The following is a 25,336-nucleotide window of genomic DNA, read 5'->3' on the forward strand; positions in this document are numbered from 1 at the left end:
TCCAGACTGTTTTTTTAGTTTGCCACAGAGATAACAATTTTCCCCTTATGCTTCCCACTACCGAAGTATCTGAAAGCCTCGGCTGTTTCGTCCAGGGGATACACTCTGTCAATCACCGGCACAGCTTTCCCGGATTCAAACAACTCTATCATTCGGTCCAAACCTTGATTGGGCTCGTATATTACAAGTGCCATTTTTTTGTCCTTCGCCAGCGAAAATATTCTGCCCAACAGGGCTATATGGAAAAGCACTGCCGTATCACCCCCAACTGCTGCATATCTGCCTCCGGGGCGTAATACCCGTTGATATGTGAAAACCGAACGGCGCGCGGTCACATCGAGAATCAGGTCGTACTGCTCCCCGGTCTTGGTGAAATCTTTCCGGGTAAAATCTATTACGTGGTCGGCGCCAAGGGATCGCATCAGTTCCAGTTTATTTGTCCGGTCGACACCCGTCACCTCGGCTCCGCGGGTTTTGGCGATCTGGATTGCAATCGTTCCGGCGCCTCCACCGGCGCCATTAATTAGAACCTGTGTTCCCGGTGGGATATCATTTTCATCTCCGAGGCCCTGGAGAGCAAGAAGTCCTGCCTGGGGAATAGCAGCGGCTTGCTCGAACGACATGCCGGCCGGTTTCAGGGTTAAAGCATCCTCTTTGGCACACACCCATTCGGCGAAACCGCCCCAACCGCATTCACAGAGATCGCCGAATACCGCATCACCCGGCTGTAACCGTGTGACGTTTTCCCCGACTACTTCCACAACTCCTGCAATGTCCGATCCGAGGATTTGCAGGTTCGGCTTGCGGAGACCGTGCATTATTCTGTTCACGAACGGCTTCCCCCGGAGCAGACCCCAGTCCCAGTCGTTCACCGATACTGCGTGTACCCGCACCAATACTTCATCATCTTCAGGTACGGGCTTGTCCACCTCACTGAATTGTAAAACATCGGGCGTACCGTATTCGGTGTATGTTACTGCTTTCATTCCGCCTTTCTCACGGTGATAACAACGTTACCTTTTTTATGTCCTTCGTCCACGTAGCGGTGCGCCTCAACGATCTGTTCCATCGGATAGCGCCGATCAACGACCGCCCGTAATTCTCCGGATGCCAGCAGCTCCCTGAGAAAGAGTAAATCCTCCCTGTCCTGATTCAGCCCCGAAGCGGCAAATATCGCCTGCTTTCCCTTACCCACCGATGTCCACGCCATCTGAAGAAAAATGGCAGCCGAGGGAACGGTAGTGAGATATAACCCATCTTTGGTCAATACCTTTTTGCACTCCGAAAATGAACTTTTGCCCACCGCATCGAATACGATATCGTAGGTCTGATCGCTCTCGGTAAAATTTTCTCTGGTATAGTCGATCACCTGGTGGGCTCCCAGCGATTCGGCTAATTCAATGTTCGTCGTGCTACAGACGCCTGTCACTTCCGCGCCAAAGTACCGGGCGAGTTGCACCGCGTAGGTGCCGACGGCGCCGGAAGCGCCGTTGATCAGGATTTTTTGTCCGCTCTGAATATTCGCCTTATTTCTCAGAAAATAGAGCGCCGTAAATCCGCCGTCGCAAATGCCGGCGGTCTCTCCGAAGGACAACGTGGACGGCATTTTCACCAGCATTCCATCTTCCGGCAGACACTTGTACTCGGCATGCGCTCCAAAATTGATATCCGTTGACCCGAAAACACGGTCACCAGGGGTAAACTTTGTTACGTCTTTTCCCACTGCCTCGATGATCCCGGCCAGTTCTCCTCCTGGTAACTTTTGAGGCCGAATCAATCCGCTGAAAAACCGTGCGATGAACGGCTTGCCCTTCCGGAAGGCCATGTCCGCATTGGTAAGCGGCGCCTCATGGACGCGCACCAGCACTTCATTGCTTTCGGGGACCGGTGTTTCAACCTCGCGGATCTTGCACACATCCGGTGAACCGTATTTTGCGTATGTTATCGCCTTCATTATTCTATACCTCTTAAACGAGTTTATCGGATACTTCCGTTACTGGTTTTCTCCATTGGAATCACCTTTCGACTCATAGGTGAAGACCTCCTCCAGCGGCTTATCGAAAACCCGGGCAATCCGGAATGCCAGTTCCAGCGACGGCGAATACTTTTCGTTCTCGATGGCAACGATGGTCTGCCGGGTGACGCCGACCTTCTCTGCGAGTTCCTTTTGGGTCATCTCCCCGCTGAGGAACCGCAGTGTGCGGATGGTATTCGTGACCTGAGTCTTTCCCATGTTCAGACACCTTTGCGATAGAAATAGAGTTGGGAAATATCTGCGCTCATCGCCGCCAGGGTAAACGCGCCGATCAGCGAGCTGAACATAACCATCACCGGCATTCCGAGTATGAGTGTTACCAGGGAGAGGATAAACCCTGCTAAAAATACCACATACGCATTCCTGGTTGCCTTCAATTCGATCAATTTTTCCAGTTCATCCGTATCAATTTTTTCGTACTCCCTGGTAGCGATGGCGTGGAGGATGGTAAATATGATGTAGCTGATGATTTTGAATACAACCATGATCCCAATGAAGATCAGGGTTGCCATGGCCCAGAATCTGAGTTCCTCAGACAGTTGCAGGGTCTCTCCCTGATATCGCCGGAGCAGAAAATAAAAATAGATTCCGAAAATCAGCAGCGTGCTGATAAATGAAGCAACTGTTCTTCGTTCCCTGAAAGTCATTTTGCCCTCAAGCGTCTGCTTATCTTGACATATTGTCCAATTAATTTTACTAAAAGATAAATATATTTTACTTAAAGACAAGTATTTTTTACTTATCAGGAAAAATATAGCTCGAATTCAAGAGATGAGAGTTGGTGGAAGAAATTGAATTGAAAATACAGATTCTAGTTACCAAGAATCGGATAAGCTATTAACTCGCTCACCGATCCATCCACCGCTTGAAGTCGGCAACGCGCTCCCGGCTCACGATAACGTTTTCAGAGCCCGACCAGTTGTTCAGCGCTAATTTCAGGCGACTGGACGAATGCGCAATCATATCCCGAATTGCACCTGCCCGCACAATAATACTCCGATTGATGCGGAAGAATGTCTCCGGATCGATCATTTCCTCGATGGCATCCAGGGAATAGTCAATGACATACTGCTTGCCGCCATCAACACAGATGTACACACTGCGATCCCGGACAAAAAAGTACTGAATCTCCGAGACCGGCACGGACTTGTAATGCTCGCCGATTTTGATGAGGAAGCGCTTCTTTGTCCCCGGTCGCAGGAGATTCAGCATGACGTCTAGCTTTTGCGCACCGTTCTGCTCATGGACACGCCGGAACTTCTTTATTGCCTTTTCGAGTTCCCCGGCATCGATGGGCTTGAGTAGGTAGTCCACGCTGTTGACCTTGAACGCCTTTAGCGTATACGCATCGTACGCCGTGGTGAAGATAACCGGCGTCCCAATCCGCTGATGATCGAATATCTCGAAGCAGAGGCCGTCCTCCAGCTGGATGTCCATAAAGATCAGATCCGGCGCAGGATTGGTCGCCAGCCAGTTGGTGGCGTTTTCCACCGATTCCAGGACGGTGACGACTTCTATGGAGTCGTCGATCTCCCGGAGCTGCCGGCGGAATTTCTGCGCCGCCAGCGCCTCGTCTTCTATGATCACGACTTTCATTGAGCGGCCCGTCTGATTGGCAATTTCACGATGAATCGGTTGTCTTCTTCCCGGATATCCATCTCCCGATCCATCAGCAGTCTGACTCGTTCTCTCAGATTTGATAGCCCGGTTCGGGTGGACTTTTCCAGCGTCTCTTTCCGCTGGATATTATTGGATACCGTAATATAATTTTCCGCTTGAGATATCTGTATTCGCAGCGGATTCGATTGGGATCGGGTGTTATGCTTGAGCGCGTTTTCTATGAGTATTTGCAATGACATAGGTATGATTTGATATTGTTCGGTTTCTGCTACATCAATCTCCAGCACAATTTTATCCCCGTCCCGCTCCCGGTGCAAGTCGAAATATCGCCGGGCGAACCGGAGTTCTTCCTCCAGTGGAATGAAGTCCGTCTTCTCGTTTTCCAGCACGTATCGGTAAATGCCGGATAATTTCTGGACGTACTCCTCGGTTTCACGCCCCTCCATCTCTGAGAGAATATTCAGACTGTTAAACAGAAAGTGCGGATTCACCTGCAATTTCAACGTATTGTACCGGTACCGGAGGTTCTCCGCTCGCAGGCGCTCTTCCCGCTTCGCCGCTTTCTGCCACAGGATGTAGAAAAAGGCGATGCAGAAGAAGAGCAGCCAGAACGCGAACCGGATGTTTGCGGTAGCCAGTTCGTTCCGGAACAGGTGTGTCCAGAAGTCGCTCAAATCCAACCCCGCATACACGAACCAACCGAAAACGCCCAGGGAGACGATCACGTTGACGATGAGAAATGAGGCTACGAAAAACAGTAGCAGCGCCGGGAGGATTTTTTTGCGCAGTTCTTGCTGGCTGTACCCCCGGGATTTCCGCATCACGTAAATTGCCATGTATCCCATACTTTCCGAGATAAGAAAAACAGTGGGAAATATGACCGGAAGAACGCTGCCCTGCTGAATAAATTTCATCACTATGGCCATCAGTGCGCTGAACAGTAACAGACCGATATGGTACCACAGCCAGAATTTGGTTGACGTTTCTCGCGCTTTCATCGCTTTTCCTCCGGCGACATTTTATTGATTCGGGATACGGTCATTTTTCGCACAGTGTACCCTAGCATATTGTTCGGTTGTCCCATGATGGTGATATCCGTCAGTACATCCTCTGTGAGTGTGGCGTACTCGATTTCTTTATCCTGCATTGAGACGTACACCTCGCCCCAGTAATGGCTGCGCCCGTGCATGGTTATGGCGTCGGTCTCAATGGTGAGTGGATTATTCATGGTGGAAAATTTGATGATCGCACACGGCTCGGAGTTTCTGTCCGTCACGCCGATCCAGGTGAGCCTGATATCTTTGTTTTCGAACGTGCCTTCGCCGGCGAGGTCCACCTCGGAATTTAATGCATTTGCCCGGAATTCCTGGTTAATTCTCAGGGAATCCCAGTACCAGTACGCGAATCCCTCCAGGCCTAACATATCCCAGACGAGGTTTTTCATGCGCATGTCTGCTTCGGGGATCTCTGCGAAAAAGCTCTTCTGTACGATTGTCTCAGAAGGAATGTATGTAAAATTCTCCATATACTCCTGTGGATTGCCTTCCGAAAACGACGAAAATGATGCGTTCTCGGCATTGCTATACCTGATGGTGACGTCATTCCACCTGACTGCGCCATTTTCCAGTCCGGCGGTATATTTTCCCGTCACACGGGTCTTCCTGAGAAAATTTCCACGGAGATCATAGTCCAAATAATCCGTTACAACTTGATAAAACCGTTCGATGGAATTATTGAGAACGAGATGGTGCGGCAGTCGGTCAAAATTCAGTACAGGAAACTTATCCTGTCCATGTAACCCTGTTGCTACAAGAATGAAACTGAGACAGATAATCAAGGTTCTCATCGGATTTTCCTCCCTTTTGGGAGCCAAGATAGATCGAGGAAAACCCCTAAGACAAATTGTCGCGTTTGAATTGCGGATTGGTGTTGCTGAATTGGCAATTTTGGAGGGTAAATCGGAACCGCGAAGTTGCTGGTAGTACCGCCTTCGGGCGGTGTTTGGAATCTAAAACAAAAACACGACTAAAGCCGTGACTACCAACAACTATTTCCTAAAGATGCCATCTTTTCGATAAGATGGCATCTTTTAATTTAGTCCCTTCTAAAAATTGTAATCGATCCCTATCTGCACGTGCCGCGGTGCTCCCATATTCCGTTCGAACATGACGTAATAATACTGAAAGAGATTTGAGACGGAGAGCCGGAGCGTCAGCGCCTTTGTCGGTCGATACGCCGCATTCAGACTCCAGAGATGGATGGGCACGCGCTTGTCCGCGCCGGTCTTCGGATTGTAAGGAAAGAGCTGCACCCGCTCCACCTTGCTGCGATATTGATATTCGATGCTCGTCATGAGTTTACTGCTCCAGAGAATCCGGGTTTCGGTGACTACGTTGTGCCGGTGCCGGTACGCCAGCACCGTGTCCATAGTGACATCTCTGGGATGCAGAAAAGTATACGAAACCGACTGATCCACCGGAATCCAGGGCACCCGAAACTCTACAGTGGACTCCGCGCCACTGATTTGTGCATCGGTGATGTTTTGAAACGAGATTTTTCCTGTCTCGGGATTCTGGATCGGATCGATAAAGTCTCTGTACCGCGAGGAAAAGACCGCAATATCAGCGGTAAACCCGGAAACTTCATAATGTGTGCCGATTTCGCCGGTGACGCTCGTCTCTGGCTGCAGGTTGGGGTTAGGTTCCACTTCAAAGATATTCTGGCGCGTGCGGATAAACCGCTCGGCGATGGACGGCACCCGAAACGCTCGTCCCAGCGATGCCCTGAGCATCCAGACATCGGTGAGCTGATGGTTCACGCCGATCTTTGGATTCACCTGGAAGTAGCCCTCGTAATCGTCTATTTGCGAATAATCTGCCCGAATGCCAAAAGTCATTCGCCTCCGCACCGACATCCGCCATTCATCCTGGAGATAGCCGGCGACCTCATATCCGGTGTGACTCTCCCAGATATTGGCTTCCGTCCGCTGAAAAGAGGCTTCCATCCCGGTAGTCGCAATGTGATTTTCCTTCCAGTGGAAATCAGTCTGCCAGTTGGTAGTTACACGGTTGGAGGTGGAGTAGTCGTCGTTATCGTGCTGGTAATTCTGGAAGGCCGTCCGGTAATAGATGGTCTTCCACGTGTGAGAGAGCTTCTGTGAGACGATATTCGACCAGGTCAGCGCCCACTGGAATTTATCGTTGATGATATAGTCGCCCAGGGATTCCTCCGGCGCGCTGAACGGCTCGTGAGCACTCTTCCACTGGGTGAATACGCCGTGGATATCGTTCATCAAAAAGAGCCGGGATTCCCAGCTCTGGTGTGAGTTCGGTCTATACTGAAACTTTCCGTTGACCGACCACCGCCGGTACCAGCTGTTCTGCAGGTAGCCTGGCGAACTCTGTTGGCCGAGTCCGATCCGGTAGCCGAGTTTCCCGCTCCGGCGTTCGGTCTGAACGCTCCACTTTCCGGTGAACAATGGCCTGTCACGCCACTGCCAGTTGCTGTAAGATGGTTTCGAAAAATGTCCTCCCTGTAGATGAACGGACGTCCGTGATCTTCGTGAAATCGGCGCGGTAATAATATTGATGACGCCACCCAGCGCGTTGGAACCGTAAAGTGCTGAACCCGGCCCCTTCAGGATTTCCACGCGCTCGATATTTTGCGTCGGTACAGCATCCCAGTAGATGCCGCCGTTGTCGGATGCCAGGAGCGGCACGCCATCCACCAGCACCAGTACGCGGCTGCCGGCGCCGCGGGTATAGCCGCTGCTGCCGCGAATATTCACGTCCCCGCCGACCATCTGCACGCCCGGCTGGAGGGAGAGCACCTCATTGAGCGTAGTCGGCATCCGGAGCTGCAGATCGTCTTCACTTAGTGTTCCAATTGAGACCGGCGACTCGGTCACCCGCACCGAACGTTTGCTCCCGGTGACCACCAGCTGCGGGGACTGTAACGCTGTCGGCGTCAACTCAATTCGGAGGAACCGAGACTCTCCGCCCGTAACATCTACGGTATCAGTTCTGGCTTTGTAACCTATATTGGTAAATTGAACTGCATATTCACCGGGAGACAAGCCGTCCAACCGAAATTCGCCATTTTCGTCTGCAGCTGTGCCCATCACGGTGCCAACGACGACGATATTGGCGCCAGGGAGCGGTTGTTGAGTTTCACTGTTGAGTACAACTCCTGTTATTGCCCCGGTGCCCGTGGTTTGTGATATTGCATTGCCCGACAGCCCAATCGCAACAAGCAATGCCATTACGATATTTGTATATGACTTTCTCAAAATGTGATTTCCGTGTCGTAATCGATGGCAAAGTTGATGCTGTCGGTGACCTGTCCGTCTTTGACGGTTATCAGTCCAAACGGTACAGGATTATTCGGTTTATATCCGTAGAGTCCGAGCACTTTAAAATACTCCGGATGAGCAACGAGGGAGTCTGGCGGCTGTCCCAGCAGTTGCGTGATCGGTACGGTGGTCGCGATGACGCCGGCCACGTAGGAATACGGTGTCGGCAGTGCTTCCAGAAAATACTCCTGCGTTTCTCGTGTGGTATCAAGCGGCTGACTGAATCCCAGGAAATTTTCGATGATCTGCTGGAAGGAGAGGTTTGCCGGATCGAGGCTGCGTGTGGCGGCAAAGGTGACCACGGCACCTTCCAGCGAATCCGGCCAGATGACGGCTCCGGAGTTATCCGTTGGGAGTGTCACCGTACCCTGAAAGCCCGCCACCGGTTGCAGGCCTTGCTCGCAACTCAGTAGTAATGTGCAATAGATTAAAATCAGGAGTGTTTTTCTCATAATTCGCCGGAAACTTACCGGAGTTTGGCATCTCTGGCAAGGGAAATGGTGTGGGATTGTGCTAGACTTCGGGCTTTCCCTGAACTATTTTAATAGCACGCAAATAAACGTCCCGGGAGGGACTCCTACCGGAGCAGATTGAGCGGATGACCGCTGATAAAAACCAAAAAGAAGGACAGATTAAACACTGAAAAACACCGAAAAGAACAAAACCAACAACGAACGACAAATAATCCCGGAAGGGGATCCCCTGGGGACTAACAAATCCCGCTAAAGCGGGTACTACCAACATGATAGTCATGATGGACACAGGACTGAGGACGCAAGACGCATAACAGTTTTTAACAATAACACCGTAACACGCTAGCACGCTAACACTTACTTTAAGAACACCCGAACACTTTAACACTATGGTCAGATTAACCACTCACACACTCCACTTCACAGACGCCCGCTCACTGGACGGTATCGACGATAAGAGCATTCAGTTAATCGTCACCTCGCCGCCGTACCCGATGATCGAGATGTGGGACGAAATTTTCGCAAAGATGAATCCGGAGATCGGCGCAGCGCTCTCCAATGAAGAGGGAAGCCGTGCATTTGATTTGATGCACGGTGAACTGGAGAAAGTCTGGACAGAATGCACGCGAGTGTTGAGTCCCGGCGGGATGCTCTGCATCAATATCGGCGATGCGACCCGAACGGTGGGCGGGGATTTTCGGCTGTGGTCGAATCATGCTGAAATTATCCGGCAATGCGAATCACTGGGATTGCAGAATCTGCCGAACATCCTCTGGCGGAAGCCCACCAACTCGCCGACCAAATTCATGGGCTCCGGGATGCTACCGCCCGGCGCTTATGTGACACTGGAGCATGAGTATATCTTGGTATTCCGAAAAGGCGGTAAACGAGTCTTTCGCGCCGAAGAAGAAAAGCAGAACCGCCGCGAGAGCGCCTTCTTCTGGGAAGAGAGAAACAAATGGTTTTCCGACGTCTGGATGGATTTGAAGGGCATCGGTCAGGAATTGAACGATACGCAATTGCGCAAAAGAAGCGGCGCGTTCCCGCTCGAGCTGGCATACCGGCTGATCAATATGTTCTCCGTGAAGGGAGATACGGTGCTCGATCCATTTCTGGGGACCGGCACGACGATCCTGGCATCTATGGTAGGAGAGCGGAATAGTATCGGCGTGGAAATCGATGCGGAATTCCGTCAGCGTATCGAATCCCAAATTGAAAAGGTGTCGGAATTATCGGAACGGATTGTAAGCGATCGATTGCACAGTCATACAAAGTTCGTTGCTCAGCGCGAAAAACCGTTGAAGTATCAAAACGATTACCATGATACGCCGGTGGTGAGCCGACAGGAGAGGGCGTTGCGCATGCGGAAGATTCACACCGTAACCCATCCCAGTAAAAATGTGTATCGGGTAGAATATCAAAGAGGTTGAAACCATGTCTCGCAATACGATTGCGAGGCTAATCATTATATTCGAGATTTGCCATTTTATTCCAACGCAAGGTAAAATGGTCACTCAATCCTCACGGATCGTCTCAGGCATCGGTAACAGTATTCAGGCGACTGCCTACAAACGACTAAACTGTCAACTAGGTTAAACGCAGTCCCCGGCAGTGTCCTTCAGGACTGATATCATCTTGCAGATAAAAATCACCGGTTGACACGTATCTTATTATTATTTATATATTTAACTTTGAAATTATTCCTATAAGTGTAAGTGTCAATAGAATACAAGGGGGAATCATCATGGAGACGCAAACCAGTACTGCCCCGGATATAGATTTCAGCGAGTTGCGTACAGAAATCCAGAAAGAATATGCCACCGTCGCCACGGAGCCTGATCGTGGGTTTCATTTTCATACCGGACGACGAGCAGTCGCACTCATGGAATACGAAGAGCGGTGGCTTACAGCGATTCCTAAATCGGTGATCGCCTCGTTCTCCGGCACCGGGAACCCCTTCCTTTCAGGGGCATTGCAGCCCGGAGAGCGGGTCGTGGATATCGGTTCTGGGGGAGGTATGGATAGCCTTGTCGCAGCTCAGATGGTAGGTGAGAACGGCTATGTTATCGGTGTGGATATGACGCCTGCTATGTTACAAAAAGCCCGGCGGGGAAAACAGGAAATGCAGCTAGAAAATGTCGAGTTTCGAAAAGGACAGGCAGAGGAACTCCCGGTACCCGATGATTGGGCAGATGTCATCATATCCAACGGCGTATTCAACTTAATCCCGGATAAAGTCCAGGCGGTGCAGGAAATGGACAGGGTGCTTCAACCGGGTGGCCGGCTCCAGATCGCCGACATCAAGGTTAAACGCGCTGTGTCCGAAGAGGCGAAATCCGATATTGACCTGTGGACCGGGTGAATAGCCGGTGCTCTGCTGGAAGCAGAGCTGGAAGAATTGTTTCGTGAGATCGGTTTTGAAGGGTTCGAGGTTGTCTGGCGCAAAGCAGTATTTGAGGATACCCCGCAGCAATCAAGCGCCGATAAATTCGATACCAGGGGCATTGCATTTCAGGCTCATTTGCCCCGGTAGCCCCGTGTAGGTGCATGGCTTATTGGTGATTCCACAGCTCGCGCCACGTCAACGCTCATCCGACAGGCTGATTCCCGGAAGATCGGTAGGGCTCCTCCCAAAGTATCACGGTCTTTCGAGAGAAATACCGGGGATCTATGAGTTCTCCCGTCGCCGATCGCTTAAAGCGTCGGTGACGGTTGCTTTTAACTACTGCCAACGACGCCGACAGCGGTCGTTGGCAGTAGTTTTTAATTTATCGTTTCCCGGAGAAATTCCTTTACTCCGTCATTTCCGGTCAACGACACCCAACAGGTCTCCGCATTCCCTTTAATCTCGATCTTGAAATCTAAAAACGGACAGCATCGTCGCTCCATATCGATCCACAGGATAAGCCGTTCCAGGTGAGATTGAGATGCCGGATATTTGAACCGGAATCCGTCATCGGTTTCTTCTTTGCCCAGAACATCAGACTGAAAGTGTTCGGCAAGATACGCATGGCGCTCCCGCTCCGTCTCATTGAAAACGGACAGGTCACAGGCGATGGGCTTTTTGCTCATTCAGAGGTTCATCCGTTCCGAATTGATCGAAGCACCGGTGCCTTCGGATGAGACGGTTCCGGCGTTCCTGGCGAACAACCATCCGATTGTTCCGCCGTAAATCAAATGCAGAATTAACGTGGCTACAGCAATCTTCGGTGTGATATTCGAACCGAAAATTCCCCATCCGAGAATCGGCAGAAAAACCACCTGCATAATCAGCCACAGGATGGCGCCCCAGAGAAAACCGACACCCAGTGTTCTGTTTGAAAACAGCCAGGCAAAGATACTCCCGGCAATCCCGCCATAGATGAAGTGGGCGATCATACCAAGCGCCATCAACGCCGGTTTCGGCATAGCGCCCAGAAGCGTTTTCACCAGGGCGACCGGAATCGGTGCCGGCATCGGGGAGATTTTCGTCGCCACGCTTAGCAACATAATAACGGTCATCGCCAGGGTGGCGAGCAGTCCGTATATGAATCCGTCCTTTATTGATGTATTCATGGTGTTACCTCCGTTTCTGGTTGAATTGGTTCGAGAAACGACTCGAAATAGTCGCTTAATTCCCGAAACAGCGGAAAATTTAGTTCCACGTAGACCTGCTTACCGCGCTTGGATGTTTGCACTAGTCCGGCGCGCTTCAGCTCCTTTAGATGATACGAGGTCGTGGAGATTGCCAGACCGATCCGGTCGGTGATTTCGCCGACGTTGCAGCACTTTTCGGAGAGGTCGCAGCATTGATAATCGTTACACTGTATTGCTTTTTCCTCCAGTGCCTGAAGTAATTCCACCCGTTTGGGATCGGAAAGTGCCTTGGCGATTTGTGCGAATGTGTGTGAATCCATTTCAATTTTTCTTCTTTATTTTGATATTTCGATAACTGTAGAAATATATAAATTTATCAACTTTTTGCAACAGATCAATTTGATGTCGAAATCCCGCGACTCGCTCCGTTCGATGAGGATGACTCATTCTATAAATCTTCAAAACCTCAGTCATTTCGAGCGACTCCGATTTATCGGAGGAGTCGAGAAATCTCGTCAGGACGCCACTTTTTCGCTGGAAATTCTGAAAGCGCTCCATATCCGAACACTTCAGTTACTATCTGTTCCTGATCATAACAATTGTGCATTGGACACCTGAGACCCTTTCTGGGTCGCTGACCCCAGAAAGGGTCAACATATCTCTCGTCAACAAATATTCCGGGTGTATATTGCCTAGCCTATCATGGAAAGAAAGGGTCCAGTATAATAACCGGCCAAATTCGAACTTGAAAAACAAAGGCTGAGCATTATTTTCACTTTCGTCGTGTAAGTATGTACTTACGATGCGATTGTGTTTTCTTGATTTGAGTGTGAAAAAGAGAGGCAATAATAAGGAGCAATATATGAAGTATATCATTCAATCGTTCTCCATCGTTCTGTCTTTTACCGTAGTAATCCTGCTCCAGGCCGGAGCCGGAGATCTGGTTAAAAAGGAACTGCCGGCAGATTTTCAGGCCAATCGAATATACGTAACGCCGGTCACTCAATCCGGCGATACACTACGCTTTTATACCGATACCGGTGGAGGCGTTAATATGGTGTGGCCATCGGTGGTTAAAAGTCTGGAGTTGGATACCATGCAACGGCAAATGCGTGGGCAAACCGGGGCCGTCGCTTCGCTCCCGGATTTTTCAGCCGAGGCGGAAATCCCGTTACCGCCGAAATCGTCCAGCGCGTTTGGGAACAAACTCGGAGTCCGGAGGCCACATCAATTACTCAAGCCTGGCGGTACCGGATTTCTGGGTGCTCCGTGGTTCGCAACCCGGATTTGGGAGTTCGATTATCCGGGACAATCATTATCCATAATCCCAGAGATGGCCTGGACGGGTCGGTCGGATAAACACACGGTTCATCTGGGATTCTATACCGGACCTGACGGAAACAAGACAACACATTTTCCAAGGATGACCATAGAAGTCGACGGCGATTCCATCGATGTCCTGTTCGATACCGGCGCAACCGCCCTGGCAAAGGCTGGCGCCGCCGAGCAATTGGGATATCCGAATATTTCGGAGATTGGCACATGCTTCATCATCGATTCCATATTTACCGGATGGCAGGAAGCCCATCCCGAATGGGAGGTTATTGAAAATGCGGAGCGGCAAACAGGTATGCCAATGATTCAGGTGCCGGAGGTCGGAATTGCCGGCTATGAGGTCGGACCGGTCTGGTTCACCAAACGTCCTGATAAAAGTTTTACCGGGCGCATGTCCCGGTGGATGGATAAACCCATCTACGGCGCGGTGGGCGGATCGGCATTTCAGTATTTTCGGATTATCGTGGACTACCCCAACCAGATGGCAGAATTTCATTTGGAGGATTCTTAGAGGAGCACCACAAACCTGTCATTTCGACCCGAACGTAGCGGAACGGAGGAATCTCGTATTTTGATCTCCTAACCCTTGATAACGAGATCCTTTCCCGTAGGGATCCCTGTGGGGCGACTTAAGCCCTCCGGGCTTCCGCTCAGGATGACTCAACTATTAACTTTAAGAAAAACTAGTCATTTCGAGCGACTCCGAATTTATCGGAGGAGTCGAGAAATCTGGTAATTACCACCTTTTCTATCCGGAGATTCCGTTCGCCGGGGCGTACTACATCTCCGGCTAATTGAACTACTGTTCGTCCCATACACCCGGACTCTATGTGGAATCCTGCAGAGTCCTCCTCGCAATGAGATTGCGAGGCTAATCATTTTCGAGCCCTGGAATTTTATTCCAAGGTGGGCTAATTCGCCACTCCCTTGTCACCGTTTCCCGCCGGCGGGATTGGTGACGATTAATCGGAATCACTGCCAACAACGCTGACAGCGGTCGTCGGCAGCAGACTTCCCTTTCCCATTGCATTCAGCCGTTATTTGCCTAGATTATTGGAAGTTCTAAACCGGAGAAGTCAAAACTTCAATGTCGAATCCAGACGCAGTTTTCACACATCGGGCGACTACACCTCTCGCCGCATTCCTCTTCCTGGTCATCCTTATCCAATCCGTTCCGGGAAACCTTTCGGGACAAATCATTGATCCTGACGAGCTCATCGCCGATACACTACACATTCCCCTGGAGTTTGCACAGGAGGAGCCGGCTTCAGCTACAGGTCTCAGAGTAACCGACAACCGGAAATTGCCCGGCTGCATCCTGGATATTCATCAAATCGATAAATACCTGGTCATCCCCGTTGATCAATATTTGACCATGGATGATTCACTCTCGGAGGTTTTCCACAGATTTCTCGGTGCTTCAGTAAATTCCAAGGATGTGACGTTGCAAATCAACCATCTGGATCTCTGGTACGACTCCAAGCCGTTCTTTGCGCCCGGCTGGATGTTGAACGCCGAGACGCGTCTGGTGGACAAATCCGGTGATATACTCAGCGTGTGGCAGTGGGAGGAAAAACGCAAGCCGGCCCGGAAAGAGGCTCTGGATCAAACTATCGCACAATTGATGCGCGAGTGGCTCATCGAACAGCAGAGCGCGCTGATTACCAAAGATTATCATGTGCCGGAAGCAATCCGCCCGTATCGCCGGGTACTTCGCCCGTGGGTCGATATGATAGTGTATCCGGACGGCTACGCCATCGATGCCCGGCTGTCGCTCTACTATCCCGCCGATCAGCAAACAAATTATTTGCGGGGCGTACCGAGCATCTATTACCGAAATTCGTCCGAGCGGGAATCGGTGGCTATTGGCGGCAACGACCTCCAGTGGTATCACAGATTATCCCAGAATTGGCTAGCGAGAGTCGATGGGACATTCCGGCTGGGGTTCAACCAGTTCAACGAGCAGAAATTCGACCATGTGCCGTGGTACAATCTTTTCCTGGTGAACCTGAGTTTTGCACAGACTATCGAGTGGCGACCGCAGTATTACAGGGGAGTCTACGCCGGCATCGGCCTGCATCAGAGCGTGAATATCCTGCCGGAGGTGACGGAGCGCTTCGAACCGGGGATTTTGGTGACGATCGGGGCGCGATTGCCGTGAAACAAATAGAACATGGATAAACGCTGAAACAGCGGATGATCACAGGTAAAGATTCACCGCAGAGACGCAAAGAACGCAGAGAAAACCGCTAAAAAAAAGACAGGTTAAACACTGAAAAACAGAAAGACCTGTTGGTAGTTCCCTCTTAAGAGGGTTTATGTTGGTGGTTAGTGGTTCGTTATAAAAGTAGGAAATTTTTGTAGGATTTAGATATTTGAATCAGAACACCGTAACCGAGGAACAACAAACGACTAACTACTAACAACGAACAAAATAGATTAAGAGTATCCTGAAGGGATACCTGCGGGACGAGTAAGATTAAGAAAACCCACAACTATAACAAAATAGCTCTGAAACACTCTCCTCCGCCAAGGCTACGGGGAGCAGGCGGTTTTACTCGAACACGTGAACACCCGAACACTTGAACACTTGAACACTAGAAAACTGTTGTTTTACGCAATACGCAGTACGTAATACGAGACAAAATGAGAATGAGAGCAATACTAAAAATATTAATTGTAGTAATGTTCACATCTCTACCGGTGACCGCCGCGACAATTTCCGGCTACGTGGTCGATGCCGAAACCGGCGAAACCATCATCGGGATGAATGTGATGGTGAAGGATACGGAGCTGGGCTCCGCCACGGATACCAGGGGATTCTTTTCCGTCTCGCGGGTTTCAGCCGGTGAAGTCACGCTTCTGTTTTCCCACGTCGCCTATGAACAAAAAAGCAGAACGGTGGAGGTGGGCCGGGACGACATCTTCCTGGGGAACGTGGAAATGCAACCGACGGCCATCGAGGGGGAAGCCATCGAAGTGTCCGGGCGGCGGGGACAACTTATCGCTCCGGAGACCGACATCGCCAGCTTCCAGGTGGAGCCGATCGTCCTCAAGGAGGTGCCCCAGCTGAACAAGGACGTGTTCCAGGTCATCAAGTACTCGCCAAGTGTCACGATTTCCGATGCGATTTCGCCGCTCTACTACGTCCGCGGGGGGAGTTCCGGCGAGAATCTGGTGCAGCTGGACGGCATGACCATCTACAATCCGCAGCACGCGCTGAGTATGCAGGCGATTTTCAATCCCTACGCCATCAAGAATATCGAGATGCTCATGGGCGGATTCGGCGCCGAGTACGGCGGACGGAATTCCTCCATCCTGAATATCGCCACCAGAGAAGGGCACCAGGAGGAAGTTCACGGCGAATTTCGTCCCTCGACCTCCGGCATCACCGGGGCGATTGAATTTCCCGTGAAATCCGGTGGTACTGCCATGGTCTCCGGCCGGTTGTTGAGTTCGCTGACCAACAAAATCCTCCTGGGGATTCCAAATGTGATGGCGGATTTCAACGCGGCGTACCAGGTGACGAAGGGCCGCACCAAGCTCCGGCTTTCGGCATTCTATGCCAGAGATTACATGGACTACGACTTTGCGCGGTTTAACCTATATTTCGACGAGGAGATTTTTCGGGATCTGAGCGTCGGCTATAAGACCAACACCTCCAACCTGGCCACCGGATTGCAATCCCGCGTGCTGTTGAACCCGGATTTGGTGTGGGAGTCCCACCTGTATTATTCTGGTTTCGACGTCGACAATATCAATTTTTTCACATTTAACTTCGAGGACACCACCGAAAATGCTGATGTAATTCTGGACTACCGGACGCACGTGCAAAACAGTGTGTCGGATTACACAGTGAAGTCCGAAATCACGGCTTACACGCCGTGGCGGCAGACGCTGAAACTTGGCTACGAGGGGACGTTTTACCAATTCATGAATCAGGTTGGCGAAACCGGCGCGGCGGCTGCAGGCGACAAACTGTCGCCGCAGCTCCACGCCCTGTATTTCCAGGATAAGCTGGAAATCGGACGCTTCATCGGGAAGGCAGGCGTCCGGATGAGCCGGTTTTGGGATCACCCGGAGTGGCGGGCCGAGCCGCGATTGTCCGCGGTGTTCAAACTTCCGAGGGCGTCGCTAAAGCTCGCGTGGGGGCGCTATTACCAGTACATCACCGCAATGAACAGCCAGGATTACGAGCTGAGCCAGTTCCTGGATTACTACTATCCGCTGGGCGAGAAGACACCGCTCACGTCGATTCATCACATTGCGGGACTGGAGGGTACAATCTCCGAGCACCTAGATTATACCGTCACCGCCTACTACAAGTGGATGCCGACGCTCTACCGGTTCGACTACAGCAGCACGGCCCGCTCCATCTATGCATACCAGGCAGTGCTGGAGCGCGGCGAGGGCGAGGCGTACGGCATTGAGTTCCTGTTTAAGGGATCGTGGGGCAAACTCTCCGGATGGGCGGGGTATTCCTGGTCGAAGGCAACTCGCCGGTATCCGTCCATCATGAACGGGAGAACCTATCTATATGATGGCGACCAGCCGCATAACATCAAGGCAGTAGCGCTGTACAACTTTACCGAAGATATTACCGGCAGTGTGACGTTTCAGTTGACGTCGGGATTTCCCAAGACCTGGGAGACAGGGCAGGTGAATCACTTCAACTACAATCCCAGGGAGAACAGTTACGGCGCGTACCCTATCAACATTACGCCGGCGAAGAACAACGTGCGGTATCCGCCGCGACTGGTGCTGGATATCGGGTGGAAAAAGCGCCTCCGGAGCGGCTTCGGCAAGCATCTGGCGGAATATCTGGGCTCTGACAACGCCTACTTTACGCTGACCGTCCAGAACCTGCTCTTCCTGTGGCGGAATCCCTGGATGTATTTCTACATCCCGGACTACGGCTACTTTGGGTACGACTTTCTTCCGGTGCCGATCGTGGCGGCGGGATATGTGATTAAGTTCTGAGAAATAGCACGCAGATGACGCAGAAACAACCGATAACCGCAGATACAACAACAAATAGACTGCCAAGCCGCCAAGAACGCAAAGAAAATCGCAAAGATAAAACTGATTAAACACTGAAAACACCGAAGACACTGAAGAAATTGTTTTAAAAACACAACTCACCCTCTTGTTCTCCCTCTCTTCGAAGAGAGGGAGAGACGATTTTCCGAGCCTATCGAAACTCGTTTCCCTTCCTCTTCTGAAGAGGAAGGGATTAAGGGATGGAGTTGTGTAAGCGTTTAAAAGGAAAACACCAATGTACCGCGCTACGCAATACGCAGTACGCAATACGAAATAACTGATTATGGATATTCTCAATAACGTAAAGAACCTGATAATCATAGGAACAATCGCGTTCCTGACGACCACCTGCTCCCTCCCCACCGATCCGGGGCCTCAGCCGAAGGATATCATCGAGACGGAGTTCGAGCCGGGGTATAATATTTTAGGTGTGTTGCGGAATGACGGGACAGCCGGTTCATCCTTTATTCGGGTGGAGGAGGCGTTTAAACTCACGGAAATCACCGATGAGTTTACGCCGGTTGTGGAGGGCGTCACCGTTCAACTACGTGAGGAGTCGGCGGCGGAAACTACTCAGTTCACACTAACGGAAGACAGTCTCCGAGGTAAAATTTATTCTGCACCTTCATTTCAACCCGAAGCCTGCGCAAAATATTCACTGACCATTACCGGGAGCGATCTTCCTGATGTGACCGGCGAGGTTGTTGTTCCCGGATCGCCGATGCTCGACTCCGCTTCGGTGAGTATATCGGGGAATACCGTGAATTTTACGCTGGAAGAGGTGCCGGGAATTGCACTGTACGAAATATATCTCATCTGTGAAAAAGCGACCGTTTCCGTCCGCCGGTTTCCTGCCCATTCAGGCGAAATTAATATAAGCATAAATTATTCCGGCACTGCCGGATCCCCGCAATCTCTGGAAATCTATGGCTATGAATCTAATATGATGGAGTACATCACTGCACCCATAACCATCAAGCCACAGACGTATCGCGAAACGGTCACGACGGTCTCGGGAGGGTACGGGGTGTTTGGGGCAGTGAGTAAGATGGTCTACCAATTCTAAAACCTATTTCACCGCAGAGGATACAGAGAACAACGAACCACTAACAACTAACAACTAACAACTAACAAAAAACGAATAAGAGTAAGATTAGGATTAAGATTAAGAAATACCCTGGAAGCTCCTCTGTTTTTACTTGAACACTTAAACACACGAACACTCTAGCACTGTCGTTATATTCCCATATGCCCCGCCGCCTTCTCGTGATGCAGCGGCGTACCGGATTCATACACTTCCCGTCGGGGCGGCTCGTCCATGAGTTCGGGAAAGCGATTATAGAGGCTTTCGGCGAATAGGTAATCGAGATGTTCGTTGGACTCCGGTGACCAGCCCATAATCCGCTCCCAGATCTCGGCGTTTTCCATGCAGAAGTAAATAAACAGATCCTCGCCGCCGTACTCGCGGATCCAGTCGTAAACTTTGCGGTAGAGTTGCAGCCGCAACGGTTTGACGTAACGCATCTTCCCGTCGTTCCCTTTGATGAGCTCCTGGTATACGATCTTCGTCTTCGGAAACTTGGAGACGATCTTGGACTTCATCTCCGGCGGAAACCGCAGACTGCCCATGGAAATCCAGGTGATACGATCCGGATCGACTGTCTCAAATAATCGTTGGATAATCGACTCATACCCATTTTCCCAATCTTCATAGTATAAAATCGGATCGAAGTGCAGTCCCAGTTTGAATCCGTGCTCCTGCACCTTCGCCATGGCTTCCAGTCGCTCCTGGAAATTCGCTGCTTTGAACTCCTCGCCGGCCACCACGTCAGGCGGATTCACCGACCAGGAGCAAACGACCTTCCCCTGGTGATCCATATCCAGGAAATTGTCGACGGTATTGGATTTGGTTTTCAATTCCAGCAGCACGTTCGGCAACGCGGTGAAGACCGGAATAATCTCCCTGGAGAACTTGCTGTAGTCGTCGAACGCCAGCGAGTCGGTCATTTCCCCGGTACCGATCCGAAAGAACCGCTCCGGCTGGCTCTTTACCTTCTCGTGAATCTCCATGGCCAGATTTTCCGTGTCGGCGTACACAGTCGTCACCGGATTGTTCTGATAGAATTGCAGGATACAATAGGTACAATCGATGGGACAACCTGAGGTCTGGTTAATCACATGATAGTTGCAGCAGCGGTACGACCGATCCGTGCCTGGACACTGTTTCAGTACGTGTCCTTTCTTTTTGGTGAGAAAGATCTTCCGCTTCCCATTGGATGTGGTCTCGTGGAGGAACTGCTCCTTCTGCTCGTCCGGATTTTCCACGTACTCCACCTCTACATTCGGGAGGGACTCAAGATAATTTTTGGTGATTTGATGATCCTTCACGGATTTATCTATGAGAAGAGAATCGACGGTGACGGGTTTCATGGTTTTGGATTCCTGTTTATATATAGTGACCCTTTCAGGGTCGTTGACCCCTGAAAGGGTCTATTGTTGTTTAATTTAGTCCTTCATTATTCGAAAGTATAATCATCCCCGGGCGGCATCGCAATCTTCTGGTGTGAGGTCTTTCTACCGTCAAAGAGTTGAGAGCCCATTCATAATAGAAAGAAAAAGCCATTTAGACTGGAACGTGGCGGAGGAGAAATCTCGCAAAGTTATTCTCTGTCTTTTCCTTCTCAGGAGCGAATTGACAGTTATGGCCACTGTCGGTGACGCTAAAAGCGATCACCGACAGAAGAAGTGGCTTCTGCCTGCATATTTATCGAATTCAGAATTTGTCTATATTACACCAGGCCAATCAGGAGAAGGTAAACCGAATCGTATTCTCCGACGGATCCCGCACAAGTATATCGCCGTCTTCTTCGTAAAACGGTATTCCGTGCTGTTCCAGTCGTGCCGTGATTTCCCGCATCGAAGATTTGTCCGGGAGTAGCAGTTCAAACCACTGTAATCCCCGCGCGCCGTCCGGCGGTGAGGGAGCGCCGCGACCGTTCCAAACGTTGGCACCGATGTGATGATGGTACCCGCCGGCGGACATGAATGTGGCTTCCGAACCGTAGCGTGCCATCACATCAAAGCCGAGTATATCAGTATAAAAGTGCTCTGTTTCCTCAATATCGCTCACGTTGAGATGCATGTGTCCCATACGTGTATCGTCCGGGATTTGCTCCAGCGGTATACGGCTATCGGTTGAACTCATCAGGTCTTCGACGTCGAGCGGTTCGGTTGCCATTTTGACTTGGTCATCGGAATACTCCCACTCCTCCTTTGGGCGATCACAATAAATCTCAATGCCGTTGCCCTCCGGATCGGAGAGGTAGAGCGCCTCGCTTACCAGATGATCCGCGGCGCCTCGGGGCATTGCATTCTTCTCCTGCATCCGGAGCAACATACTCGCCAGGTCCGCCCGGGTTGGAAGCACGATTGCCATGTGAAATAAGCCGGTGGTTCTGCGGGGCCGGTTGGGTGCCTTTGGATCGCCTGTTAATGCGACTATCGACGTTCCGGAGCCGGTTCCAAGGATGATTTCTCCCTCCGACTCAACAAGTTTCACCATTCCGAAGGTTTCCGTGTAAAATTCTGTCATTCCTGCCAAATCGTTGACAGCTAAATATACAGTGCCGATGTGCGTCTCTGGCGGAATGCGAAATCCATCGCCGGGATTATTTTTTGCGTCAGCAGACAAAACTATTCCTCCATCCCGATGGCGAACATCCGCTCCAGATCGTGCCGGGAGAACACCCGGAAAGCTGTCAGTGTTTCGGTGGATTCCACCCCTTCGAATCCCGAAAGGGTATTCGTCACGAGGTTCGCCAGCTTTTCGTTTTCGTCTACCCGGCAAATCGCTACCAGATCGTACCGTCCGGCGACGGAGTATACCTCCGAAATCTCCTCCAAATCCGCCAGGTTCTGGGCCACGCTGTTAATCTCCGGGCCGTCACAATTTACCAGTATAATTGCCGTAACCATCTTCTCTCCTCCTTCATACGTTATTTTTATCATTGGATTAAATTAATGTAAACGGTTTGGAGGTCAAAAAGTACCGTGAATTATAGCATGGATTAGGATTTGTCATGAATGCTTTGAGACTTGGATTGTACGTGTTCAGCGTGTAGCTTCATCTCAACATTTAAAAATATAATGACAGTCGGAGCACTTTATGAACAGACGTGGCAGCGGCATACTGCTCCATATTTCTTCTCTTCCCTCACCTTTTGGTATTGGAGATTGCGGTCCAGTCGCATATCGGTTTGCTGACTTTTTACAGGATGGCGGTCAATCGTACTGGCAGATTCTCCCCTTAACTCCGACCACCGGTATTAGTGGTCATTCTCCGTACTCAAGTCTGTCGTCCTTCGCAGGCAATCCATTGTTCATCAGCCCACAACTTCTCTGCGAACAGGGATTACTACAGGAAAGTGATCTGGAAGTTGAACCGGCATTCCCTGAGCACCACGTGGATTTTTCCCGGGTCACCTCTCTGAAATCGCAATGGTTACACAAGGCCTATAGCGCCTTCCAGTCCGCCGGAGAACAGTTGCATGCGGAATTCAAAAAATTCCGGAAAGAGCATCGGGACTGGCTGGACGATTACGCCATGTTCGTCACATTTAAAGATCACTTTGGGGATAAGGCGTGGTCGGACTGGCCAGCGGAAATCAGGGATCGGGAACCTGATGCCGTTACGGATCTGGCAAGCCAGCTGAGCGAAACCGTCCAATTTCACCGCTTCGTACAGTTCATATTTTACCGGCAATGGACTGACCTGAAGGAGTATTGCAACGACGGGGGAATTCGAATCGTCGGCGATATCCCCTACTACGTTAGTTATGACAGCGCCGATGTCTGGACAAACCAGGAACTGTTTAAACTGGATTCGAGGAAAAAACCGACATACGTGGGAGGCGTTCCCCCGGATTATTTCAGCGAAACCGGCCAAAGATGGGGCAACCCGGTATATCGCTGGGATATTATGCGGCGGCGGAATTACGAATGGTGGATATCGCGACTGAATCAAAACGCTGTACTGTATGATACCGTCCGGATCGATCATTTTCGCGGGTTTATTGCTTATTGGGAAATTCCGGCAGCGGAAGAGACGGCCGTCAACGGTGAGTGGATGACGGTACCCACCGATGATTTCTTCACCACGATCCAAAAATACGCGCCGGCGCTCGATGTCATAGCCGAAGATCTGGGGGTCATTACCCCGGAGGTCCGGGAGACTATCCGGAAGTACGATTTCCCGGGGATGCGCATTTTGCAGTTTGCGTTCGATGACGAACTGCCTGTGAATCCGTACGCGCCGCACAACCATATTCAGCATTGTGTACTATACACCGGCACCCATGATAACAATACAGTTCGCGGTTGGTACGAAAACGATATCGACGCGGCAACCAGGGAACGACTCCGCCGGTATCTTGGCCATCATACCGATGCCAATCAAATCCATAATGACTTTATCAGGATGGGCATGAGGTCTGTCGCCAACACTGTGATTATTCCGCTCCAGGATATACTCGGCCTCGGCGGCGATGCCCGGATGAATATCCCCGGGACTGCGCAGGGAAACTGGGAATGGCGGGTCAGTCAGGATGCAATCAATCCGGAAGTTTCCGGCCACCTTCGGAAACTCACAGAATTTTTCGGCAGGAAAAAATAACTATACTGAGGACAACCATGCGCGCAATGGCCCTGACCGGCCTCCGGCAATTTGATTTTATCGAAAAAGAAAAATCGGCAATTTCCAATGAAACGGATGCGCTGATCCGCATCACCCACGTCGGGATCTGCGGTTCGGATATTCACTATTTCCTAGAGGGCGGCATTGGCGGTCAGATCGTCGATTATCCCTTCGTCATCGGGCACGAATGTTCCGGTATAGTCGAAGAAGTGGGGCGGAAGGTAACCTCGGTAAAGCCGGGCGACCCGGTAGCGCTCGAACCGGCGGTCTCCTGCTATGATTGCGACCAGTGTAACGCCGGACGGCCCCACACCTGCCGCAACCTCGTCTTCATGGGAGCACCGGGACAGAAATCCGGCGCCCTGGCGGATTATGTGATCCTGCCGGAAATAAACTGCTATCCTGTCCCCAGGGAGATATCGCTCGCCGGGGCCTGCCTGGTGGAACCGCTCTCCATAGGCTGTTATGCGACACAACTGGCAGGAAAGATCAAGGATAAAACTCTTGGTATACTCGGGACGGGACCAATCGGCCTCGGTACACTTTTCAGTGTATTAGATAAAAACCCCACAAATATTTATTCCACGGACAAGCTGGATTTCCGGAACGACATTGCCAGGGAGACCGGAGCGGTCTACTCGGGAAATCCCGAGACTGTTGATATCGTAAAAGAAATCCGTACCGAAGTACCTGAAGGCCTGGACGTCGTCTTTGAGTGCTGCGGCCAACAGGAGGCACTGGATCAGGGGATCCGACTCTTGAAACCGGGGGGCTCGTTAGTCATTGTTGGCATTCCCAGCGAGCATCGCATTTCGTTTGACGTAAGCGCTCTCCGTCGGAAAGAAATTACCATCGTCAACGTGCGTCGGCAAAATCACTGTATGAAACCGGCAATCCAGCTATTAAAGCAGTACCCGGAAATCGAATCCCGACTCCACACCCATACCTTTCCCGTGGCAGAAACCAACCAAGCGTTTGATCTAGTCGCGAATTATCAGGACGGCGTTGTCAAAGCAATGATAGCTTTGGGGGATTCCTGATAAGCTTTAACTGAATCGTTACCAGAAAGTGCGCGAGTCTTCAACTGTTACAAACCAATTGCCAAATAATCACTTCCAATCCGAAAAAATATAGTTGTTCACAGGAAACTCAGTGTCTGAACACCCCTTTGGATACTATGTGTTGAAAAAAATTCATGATGAAATTATAAAAAA

The 25,336-nt window shown here is 50.8% G+C and carries 23 protein-coding genes; 8 read left to right on the top strand and 15 right to left on the bottom strand.

What is annotated here, in order from left to right; translation table 11 throughout:
• Positions 1-14: 14 nt before the first annotated feature.
• From K9N57_07010 to K9N57_07050, 9 genes are all read right to left on the bottom strand, one after another.
• A complete protein-coding gene (locus K9N57_07010) occupies positions 15-986 on the bottom strand; it encodes an NAD(P)-dependent alcohol dehydrogenase (GenBank protein ID MCF7803920.1) in 972 nt (323 codons plus the stop codon).
• Complete coding sequence (locus tag K9N57_07015) at positions 983-1,954, bottom strand: NAD(P)-dependent alcohol dehydrogenase (protein ID MCF7803921.1); 972 nt, start codon at positions 1,952-1,954, stop codon at positions 983-985. Before K9N57_07015 ends, K9N57_07010 begins: the two co-directional genes overlap by 4 nt.
• Before the next feature lie 39 nt (positions 1,955-1,993).
• The gene (locus K9N57_07020) at positions 1,994-2,233 is read right to left on the bottom strand and encodes a helix-turn-helix transcriptional regulator (protein ID MCF7803922.1); all 240 of its coding nucleotides are present in this window, start codon (positions 2,231-2,233) and stop codon (positions 1,994-1,996) included.
• 2 nt (positions 2,234-2,235) lie between these two features.
• The gene (locus tag K9N57_07025) at positions 2,236-2,682 is read right to left on the bottom strand and encodes a hypothetical protein (GenBank protein ID MCF7803923.1); all 447 of its coding nucleotides are present in this window, start codon (positions 2,680-2,682) and stop codon (positions 2,236-2,238) included.
• A 199-nt stretch (positions 2,683-2,881) separates the two neighbouring features.
• Entirely contained in the window at positions 2,882-3,631 is a 750-nt protein-coding gene (locus K9N57_07030; GenBank protein ID MCF7803924.1) for a LytTR family DNA-binding domain-containing protein, read from the bottom strand.
• Positions 3,628-4,653 (bottom strand): histidine kinase, encoded by a 1,026-nt coding sequence (locus tag K9N57_07035; protein MCF7803925.1) that lies wholly within the window; start codon positions 4,651-4,653, stop codon positions 3,628-3,630. The genes K9N57_07030 and K9N57_07035 overlap by 4 nt, the downstream gene beginning before the upstream one ends.
• Positions 4,650-5,501, bottom strand: coding sequence for a hypothetical protein (locus K9N57_07040; protein MCF7803926.1), 852 nt, complete (start codon positions 5,499-5,501; stop codon positions 4,650-4,652). The genes K9N57_07035 and K9N57_07040 overlap by 4 nt, the downstream gene beginning before the upstream one ends.
• Positions 5,502-5,759: 258 nt before the next feature.
• A complete protein-coding gene (locus K9N57_07045; GenBank protein ID MCF7803927.1) occupies positions 5,760-7,943 on the bottom strand; it encodes a TonB-dependent receptor in 2,184 nt (727 codons plus the stop codon).
• Entirely contained in the window at positions 7,940-8,458 is a 519-nt protein-coding gene (locus tag K9N57_07050) for a hypothetical protein (GenBank protein MCF7803928.1), read from the bottom strand. Before K9N57_07050 ends, K9N57_07045 begins: the two co-directional genes overlap by 4 nt.
• A 410-nt stretch (positions 8,459-8,868) precedes the next feature.
• On the opposite strand from K9N57_07050, the gene K9N57_07055 reads away from it, so the two are divergent.
• Both K9N57_07055 and K9N57_07060 read left to right on the top strand, forming a co-directional pair.
• Positions 8,869-9,909, top strand: coding sequence for a site-specific DNA-methyltransferase (locus tag K9N57_07055; GenBank protein MCF7803929.1), 1,041 nt, complete (start codon positions 8,869-8,871; stop codon positions 9,907-9,909).
• A 314-nt stretch (positions 9,910-10,223) separates the two neighbouring features.
• The gene (locus tag K9N57_07060; protein MCF7803930.1) at positions 10,224-10,841 is read left to right on the top strand and encodes a methyltransferase domain-containing protein; all 618 of its coding nucleotides are present in this window, start codon (positions 10,224-10,226) and stop codon (positions 10,839-10,841) included.
• Positions 10,842-11,242: 401 nt separating this feature from the next.
• On the opposite strand, the gene K9N57_07065 is transcribed toward K9N57_07060, so the two are convergent.
• From K9N57_07065 to K9N57_07075, 3 genes are read right to left on the bottom strand one after another with little or no spacing between them, the layout of a single operon-like run.
• Positions 11,243-11,551, bottom strand: a complete 309-nt coding sequence (locus tag K9N57_07065) for a hypothetical protein (GenBank protein ID MCF7803931.1) — start codon at positions 11,549-11,551, stop codon at positions 11,243-11,245.
• Entirely contained in the window at positions 11,552-12,034 is a 483-nt protein-coding gene (locus K9N57_07070) for a hypothetical protein (GenBank protein ID MCF7803932.1), read from the bottom strand.
• Positions 12,031-12,375 carry a helix-turn-helix domain-containing protein gene (locus tag K9N57_07075; protein MCF7803933.1) on the bottom strand — a complete coding sequence of 115 codons (345 nt, stop codon included), beginning with the start codon at positions 12,373-12,375 and terminating at the stop codon, positions 12,031-12,033. Before K9N57_07075 ends, K9N57_07070 begins: the two co-directional genes overlap by 4 nt.
• 542 nt (positions 12,376-12,917) lie before the next feature.
• Here K9N57_07075 and K9N57_07080 point away from each other — a divergent pair.
• The 4 genes from K9N57_07080 to K9N57_07095 all read left to right on the top strand — a co-directional run bounded on the left by K9N57_07080 (position 12,918) and on the right by K9N57_07095 (position 19,496).
• A complete protein-coding gene (locus K9N57_07080; protein MCF7803934.1) occupies positions 12,918-13,901 on the top strand; it encodes a hypothetical protein in 984 nt (327 codons plus the stop codon).
• A 576-nt stretch (positions 13,902-14,477) separates the two neighbouring features.
• Positions 14,478-15,551, top strand: coding sequence for a hypothetical protein (locus K9N57_07085; protein MCF7803935.1), 1,074 nt, complete (start codon positions 14,478-14,480; stop codon positions 15,549-15,551).
• Positions 15,552-16,042: 491 nt separating this feature from the next.
• Positions 16,043-18,370: a TonB-dependent receptor gene (locus K9N57_07090; protein MCF7803936.1), complete on the top strand. Its 2,328-nt coding sequence runs from the start codon at positions 16,043-16,045 to the stop codon at positions 18,368-18,370.
• 343 nt (positions 18,371-18,713) lie between these two features.
• Positions 18,714-19,496 carry a DUF4249 family protein gene (locus tag K9N57_07095; protein ID MCF7803937.1) on the top strand — a complete coding sequence of 261 codons (783 nt, stop codon included), beginning with the start codon at positions 18,714-18,716 and terminating at the stop codon, positions 19,494-19,496.
• Positions 19,497-19,666: 170 nt separating this feature from the next.
• Here the strand turns inward: K9N57_07095 and K9N57_07100 are convergent, their stop codons facing one another.
• The 3 genes from K9N57_07100 to K9N57_07110 all read right to left on the bottom strand — a co-directional run bounded on the left by K9N57_07100 (position 19,667) and on the right by K9N57_07110 (position 22,405).
• A complete protein-coding gene (locus K9N57_07100; GenBank protein MCF7803938.1) occupies positions 19,667-20,860 on the bottom strand; it encodes a radical SAM protein in 1,194 nt (397 codons plus the stop codon).
• 373 nt (positions 20,861-21,233) lie between these two features.
• Positions 21,234-22,121, bottom strand: a complete 888-nt coding sequence (locus tag K9N57_07105; GenBank protein MCF7803939.1) for a VOC family protein — start codon at positions 22,119-22,121, stop codon at positions 21,234-21,236.
• A gap of 2 nt (positions 22,122-22,123) precedes the next feature.
• Positions 22,124-22,405, bottom strand: a complete 282-nt coding sequence (locus tag K9N57_07110) for an Lrp/AsnC ligand binding domain-containing protein (protein ID MCF7803940.1) — start codon at positions 22,403-22,405, stop codon at positions 22,124-22,126.
• A 190-nt stretch (positions 22,406-22,595) separates the two neighbouring features.
• On the opposite strand from K9N57_07110, the gene malQ reads away from it, so the two are divergent.
• Complete coding sequence (malQ, locus tag K9N57_07115; protein ID MCF7803941.1) at positions 22,596-24,101, top strand: 4-alpha-glucanotransferase; 1,506 nt, start codon at positions 22,596-22,598, stop codon at positions 24,099-24,101.
• A 17-nt stretch (positions 24,102-24,118) separates the two neighbouring features.
• Entirely contained in the window at positions 24,119-25,162 is a 1,044-nt protein-coding gene (locus tag K9N57_07120; GenBank protein MCF7803942.1) for an alcohol dehydrogenase catalytic domain-containing protein, read from the top strand.
• Positions 25,163-25,336 lie beyond the last annotated feature (174 nt).

The organism is Candidatus Neomarinimicrobiota bacterium (genome assembly GCA_021734025.1).
Classification (GTDB): Bacteria; Fidelibacterota; JAANXI01; order JAANXI01; family JAANXI01; genus JAANXI01.

Coding starts and splice junctions, on each gene's coding strand:
- K9N57_07010 (MCF7803920.1), bottom strand. CDS start 986: ATGAAAGCAGTAACATACACCGAATACGGTACGCCCGATGTTTTACAA.
- K9N57_07015 (MCF7803921.1), bottom strand. CDS start 1,954: ATGAAGGCGATAACATACGCAAAATACGGTTCACCGGATGTGTGCAAG.
- K9N57_07020 (MCF7803922.1), bottom strand. CDS start 2,233: ATGGGAAAGACTCAGGTCACGAATACCATCCGCACACTGCGGTTCCTC.
- K9N57_07025 (MCF7803923.1), bottom strand. CDS start 2,682: ATGACTTTCAGGGAACGAAGAACAGTTGCTTCATTTATCAGCACGCTG.
- K9N57_07030 (MCF7803924.1), bottom strand. CDS start 3,631: ATGAAAGTCGTGATCATAGAAGACGAGGCGCTGGCGGCGCAGAAATTC.
- K9N57_07035 (MCF7803925.1), bottom strand. CDS start 4,653: ATGAAAGCGCGAGAAACGTCAACCAAATTCTGGCTGTGGTACCATATC.
- K9N57_07040 (MCF7803926.1), bottom strand. CDS start 5,501: ATGAGAACCTTGATTATCTGTCTCAGTTTCATTCTTGTAGCAACAGGG.
- K9N57_07050 (MCF7803928.1), bottom strand. CDS start 8,458: ATGAGAAAAACACTCCTGATTTTAATCTATTGCACATTACTACTGAGT.
- K9N57_07055 (MCF7803929.1), top strand. CDS start 8,869: ATGGTCAGATTAACCACTCACACACTCCACTTCACAGACGCCCGCTCA.
- K9N57_07060 (MCF7803930.1), top strand. CDS start 10,224: ATGGAGACGCAAACCAGTACTGCCCCGGATATAGATTTCAGCGAGTTG.
- K9N57_07065 (MCF7803931.1), bottom strand. CDS start 11,551: ATGAGCAAAAAGCCCATCGCCTGTGACCTGTCCGTTTTCAATGAGACG.
- K9N57_07070 (MCF7803932.1), bottom strand. CDS start 12,034: ATGAATACATCAATAAAGGACGGATTCATATACGGACTGCTCGCCACC.
- K9N57_07075 (MCF7803933.1), bottom strand. CDS start 12,375: ATGGATTCACACACATTCGCACAAATCGCCAAGGCACTTTCCGATCCC.
- K9N57_07080 (MCF7803934.1), top strand. CDS start 12,918: ATGAAGTATATCATTCAATCGTTCTCCATCGTTCTGTCTTTTACCGTA.
- K9N57_07085 (MCF7803935.1), top strand. CDS start 14,478: ATGTCGAATCCAGACGCAGTTTTCACACATCGGGCGACTACACCTCTC.
- K9N57_07090 (MCF7803936.1), top strand. CDS start 16,043: ATGAGAGCAATACTAAAAATATTAATTGTAGTAATGTTCACATCTCTA.
- K9N57_07095 (MCF7803937.1), top strand. CDS start 18,714: ATGGATATTCTCAATAACGTAAAGAACCTGATAATCATAGGAACAATC.
- K9N57_07100 (MCF7803938.1), bottom strand. CDS start 20,860: ATGAAACCCGTCACCGTCGATTCTCTTCTCATAGATAAATCCGTGAAG.
- K9N57_07110 (MCF7803940.1), bottom strand. CDS start 22,405: ATGGTTACGGCAATTATACTGGTAAATTGTGACGGCCCGGAGATTAAC.
- malQ (MCF7803941.1), top strand. CDS start 22,596: ATGAACAGACGTGGCAGCGGCATACTGCTCCATATTTCTTCTCTTCCC.
- K9N57_07120 (MCF7803942.1), top strand. CDS start 24,119: ATGCGCGCAATGGCCCTGACCGGCCTCCGGCAATTTGATTTTATCGAA.